General features: G+C 50.3%; 4 protein-coding genes and 2 pseudogenes. 4 read left to right on the top strand and 2 right to left on the bottom strand.

Annotation, left to right across the window (positions count from 1 at the left end; translation table 11 throughout):
- Positions 1-538: 538 nt before the first annotated feature.
- On the top strand, positions 539-682 hold the full coding sequence (locus IQ260_RS27935; protein WP_193996344.1) for a hypothetical protein: 144 nt from the start codon (positions 539-541) through the stop codon (positions 680-682).
- Between the two features lie 144 nt (positions 683-826).
- Here IQ260_RS27935 and IQ260_RS27930 read toward each other — a convergent pair whose 3' ends face one another.
- Both IQ260_RS27930 and fldA read right to left on the bottom strand, forming a co-directional pair.
- Positions 827-1036, bottom strand: coding sequence for a tetratricopeptide repeat protein (locus tag IQ260_RS27930; protein WP_193996343.1), 210 nt, complete (start codon positions 1034-1036; stop codon positions 827-829).
- A 196-nt stretch (positions 1037-1232) separates the two neighbouring features.
- Positions 1233-1742 carry a flavodoxin FldA gene (fldA, locus tag IQ260_RS27925; protein ID WP_193996342.1) on the bottom strand — a complete coding sequence of 170 codons (510 nt, stop codon included), beginning with the start codon at positions 1740-1742 and terminating at the stop codon, positions 1233-1235.
- A 325-nt stretch (positions 1743-2067) separates the two neighbouring features.
- Between fldA and IQ260_RS27920 the strand changes: the two are divergent.
- From IQ260_RS27920 to IQ260_RS31285, 3 genes and pseudogenes are all read left to right on the top strand, one after another.
- Positions 2068-2790, top strand: a pseudogene (locus tag IQ260_RS27920) (FecCD family ABC transporter permease); the annotation flags it as partial.
- Positions 2791-2792: 2 nt separating this feature from the next.
- On the top strand, positions 2793-3599 hold the full coding sequence (locus tag IQ260_RS27915) for an ABC transporter ATP-binding protein (RefSeq protein WP_193996341.1): 807 nt from the start codon (positions 2793-2795) through the stop codon (positions 3597-3599).
- 139 nt (positions 3600-3738) lie between these two features.
- Positions 3739-4608: pseudogene (locus IQ260_RS31285) on the top strand (TonB-dependent receptor domain-containing protein); the annotation flags it as partial.
- Between the last annotated feature and the right edge of the window lie 76 nt (positions 4609-4684).

The following is a 4684-nucleotide window of genomic DNA, read 5'->3' as shown; positions in this document are numbered from 1 at the left end:
CAACCATACCCTGCTCGGCAGCCTCATCGCCATCCGTAACACCATCGCCCTGCTGCATAAGCTCAACTACGCCGAACCCAACGACTGGAGCAAACCGCTACCCACCGGGCGACCGAATGAAATGATGGCGATTTTGACTAAACGAGTGAGGGTGGATTAAGACATAGACCTGGGGCTAATTGAGGGCTGTCTACTAAGCTCACATCTTGCATTCAGATCGGCTGTGTAGCTGCAGTCCGCGCTGGGTTGAAACGCCAGCGCTAGCTGAGGGTTGTCCGCTCAAAGGGACAATTTGGCTGGGAGATACTAGTGATCGGTCATGGATCGGTTGCAGGATAGTTGACGCTTGTGGAAGCGAAACCTAAAAAACAACTCCGGTTCTCGTGTCCCTTCCAGTGGACACCCTTCGGTTAGCGGTGGGTTTCGAACCCAGCGTGGGTTAAAGCTGCATTACCGATCTGGTGCAGGATAGTCCTGAATAAGTCTCCGTAGCTCAGCGGTACCCCACTGTACTCAATGCCTCATCAGGAGAATGACGATGCTGCCTAGTCTACCGATCTTGGTCTTTGGTACTGTGTTTATGCTTTGGAGCCGCATTAACTTAGCGCCCCCTAAACCAACGGCTTCAAAGGATGATAAATCCGACAGTAAAATCATTGTCGAAATCGTTTCTGATCAATAATACGTGACTGGATAAAACTATCTATGCGGGCTATTTCCATAGGAAACGCTCCGCGAACGACTCCGCTCAGCCCTCGCACTTTCAAAATTAGCTGGTTGAGCGGAGTCGAAACCAGCGGCGTTAGAGATGTTTGCTGTCGGCCATCTATTCTGTAGGAGTACTCTCCTCTGCTGCGATCGCAGCTTCTATCAACGCCAGATTATCCTGAGCGGCTTGAAAATTGGGATCAATCTCAAGGGCTTGATTATAGGCTGCGATCGCATCGTCAAACTGTTCTAAATCAGCAAAAACGGTGCCCAAATTATTATAAGCCTGGACATAGTCGGGATTGAGAACGACTACTGCACTAAGCATAGCGATGAGGAATCTATAACTGAGAAATCGTTAGGCACTGCTGTTAAAGCCGATGGTGAAAGCTACAACTATAACAGTTGACAATCCGGTCACTTGGCAGCATGGCTAACAATCCGGTGTTCTGGATATTGCCAAAAAATCAACCATCGGCTCCATCAAGAGAAAAAGCTATCTAGAGAGAGGAGAATCAGATAGCTTAGAGCGACATTTCTTGCTTAATTTGAGCAGTCCAAGTCTTGATGCGATCTTCAGTTTTTTCAGACTCGTTATCATCATCTAAAGCCAGACCGCAAAACTTGTTGCCATCGCGGAGCGCCAGGGAAGCCTCATGGTCATAGCCATCTGCAGACCAATAGCCAACGGTTTTACCACCCAGACCAGCAATCTTCTCTTCTAGCTTCCCCATGGCATCCATGAAGTTATCGGCATAGCCGACCTGGTCACCTGTCCCCATATACGCGACAGTTTTACCACTAAAGTCAACATCATCGAGATCATCAAACACAGCCTCCCAATCATCCTGAAGATCACCAATATTCCAGGTGGGGCAGGCAATGATCAAATACTCATAGCCAGCTAGAGCATCTGCCGCTTCAATCTCAATCAGATCCACCACTGAATCACCCCCCAACGCTGCTTGCACTTGCTCCGCAGCGTCAGCGGTTTTACCCGTGGTAGACCCATAAAACAAACCTACTTTGGCCATAACGACTCCCTTGGTCAACGTGAAAGAAAGTGGGGGCTGCGAGCTGTAGCCCCCTTGGCGAATTCCCGTCCAATTGATAATCAAAGTCAACTAGACTTGTCTCCAAACGAGTATACATGCAATCAATTTATTGAGAAAGATTCTTTTTAAATAGAATTGAAAAGTTTAGAAATGTGCCTGCTCAGTTAGCTTTTTTATTAGACTTTCAGTGACGATAGATCACCAAAACTCGCTATAAGTTAGGTAAAACCTGCATTATCAGCATCCTCTACAAAAAAGCTCAGTGTATTTTGTGATTATAGTTACTTGACATTTATTCTCATCAGTTTTGCTGGGCATTTCATCCGGAGCTGGCTTAGCAGCGGTGCTGATTGTGGGACTTAAAATTTGGGATATTTGGCTGCCGCTGGGGGCCTGGCTGGGAGCTGTGATTGCCATGGTGATTTTGTTTGCCCTGGCTAGGACCAAGGGTGAGATATCGGTGGAGCGTTTGATCCTGGGAGGGGTGGCGGCCAGTACGTTGTTTGCGGCGGTGCAGACGATGCTGCTGTTGCTGTCTCCCGATGGCCAGGTGCAGGCGGCGCTTACCTGGTTAACGGGCAGTCTGAATGGTCGCGGCTGGGAAGAGGTGACGATAGTGGGACCCAGCGTTGTCATCGCTCTAGTGTTGGGCTGTTTGCTGGCCCGTCAGGTAAATTTGTAAAATCTAGGGGATGATTTGGCGGTGGGTTTGGGCAGTTCTTTGGTGCGATCGCGACTTCTAATCGGCGCAGTCGCCACCCTGCTCACCGCTGGAGCCGTCAGCATTGCCGGTCTAGTTGGGTTTAGCCTGCTCGTCCCCCACGGTGTCAGACTATTGGTCGGTAACGACTACCGGCTAGTGCTGCCATTCTCAGCCCTTGGCGGTGCCCTAGTGCTTTGCTTTGCCGACTTACTAGCCCGGTTGGGACCAATCGAGCTGCCCGTCGGCATTGTTACCTCTATCATGGGAGCACCCGTTTTTATGTGGCTGCTCTATCGCCGTAGTGGCTCAATCACGAGAGGTTAGCCATGGTTTTAGAAGCAAGCGATCTGCAAGGCGGCTACGGTGACAAGACCATTGTTGACCAGGTGACCCTATCCCTACACCAGGGAGAATGGCTAAGCATTCTGGGCGCCAACGGGTCAGGAAAATCTACGTTGCTACGTCTGTTTGGCCGCATCTTGCCGCTACAGCAAGGCACCGTTTTACTCAACGGTCAGGACATCCACAGTTTGTCGCCGACAGCAGTAGCTCGCAAGTTAGCTTTGCTACCCCAGCAGCAGGTTTTGCCCACCGGGGTCAGCGTTTATCAGCTGGTCAGCCTGGGCCGCTCCCCACACCAACCCTGGTGGCAGTGGGACCTCAGTACCCATGACCATCAGCAGATCGAACAGGCCCTACTCTGGACCGATATGGACCCGTATCGCCATGAGCCCGTATCGGCCCTGTCCGGTGGCCAGCGACAGCGCGCCTTTCTGGCATTGGCCCTGGCTCAACAGCCCCAGGTGCTGCTACTAGATGAACCCACCACCTATCTCGACATTCACTATCAGCTACAGCTTCTAGAGCTACTTAAACAGCTCAATCAGCAAACACAGCTAGCGATTGTGACCGTTCTCCATGACATCAATCTGGCCGCCCGCTACAGCGACCGACTGGCCTTTATGCGTGAAGGGAAACTTTGGGCCATGGGTGCTGTCCTCGACACCCTCACCCCCGACATTGTGAACCAGGTCTTTGATGTGGATGTCGCCATTTTAGATACCCCCATCGGTCCACAGATTTGCCCCTTGGCAGCCTCCTCACCCACCCAGCCGCCCAGCCGTAGCCGTTAAAGCCACTCCATAGGGCTAAACAGGGACTACGGCGCACGCCTACATTTCCTATCCGTACTGTCCATACATTTATAATCCCTGAGATGAACACTACGCGCTTGTCGATCAGGTCTTTGGTGGCGATGTACAGCTACGCTACGACTATTACGATCTCAATATTTCCATTGATGAAGACTTCGCTCGTAATGGATCCACAGCAACAGACTTTAGCGATAGCTCTTTCTCACCTAAACTAGCGCTGGTCTACCAGCCAACGCCTCAGCTGAGCTTCTACGGTCGCTATGCGCGTGGTTTTCGAGCCCCCCAGTATGACGAGATCAACAGCGGATTTACCAATCAAATCTTTGGCTATCGTACCGAACCCAACCCTGATCTAGAAGCAGAAACTAGCAACAGTTTTGAAGTGGGGATGCGAGGTAATTTCTCCCAGTTTAACTTTAGCCTGGCAGGTTTCTACAACCGATATAACGATTTTATTGACAACCAGCTGGTGGATACAGAATTTGCCAGGGGGCATCCTCTACTGGTGTTTCAAAATGTCAATATTGACGATGTAGAGACCTATGGTGTGGAAGCAAAGGCTGAATATCAGTTTACGCCAGGACAGGGCGATTTTAGCCTATTGGGCGCTCTTTCGTGGACAGAAGGCAACAATCTTTCCGTTGATCCTACATCTTTGGTCAAACGCTATGACGCCTGCCTTGCCCAAGCGACTAATGGTGGACATACGGCCATCGTCTTAGCCAGTCGAGAGCCCCTGTTGTCCCCCAACAAGGGAAGCTGGGCTGGAGACTTTCTAGCAAAGTTTAATGTTCAGAATCTAACCGCTGAGCTAGAGGGGCAAAGCGAATTTCAAGGATATGTCACTCTTTCTCCTGAGAAAATATTAGAGATGAATCCAGAACAGCTATATTTTATTGACTCTGGCGGCGGTCTTGAAGATGAGATTGCTCAACTTAGAGGATGTATGAAAAGGGTTCCAAGGGGTAAAAAAGCTCACACAGTGTAGGCTGAAGTTTACATAAATCTCTAGCCCTGCGTGAGCCATGCCTAAAGCCTACACTAGCAGTCTCAGTCGTGCCCAA

Origin of the sequence: Leptolyngbya cf. ectocarpi LEGE 11479 (assembly GCF_015207065.1) — a bacterium.
GTDB lineage: Bacteria > Cyanobacteriota > Cyanobacteriia > Phormidesmidales > Phormidesmidaceae > Leptothoe > Leptothoe ectocarpi.
Note: the sequence above shows the minus strand (reverse complement) of the source record. Positions and strands in the feature narration are given on the sequence as shown.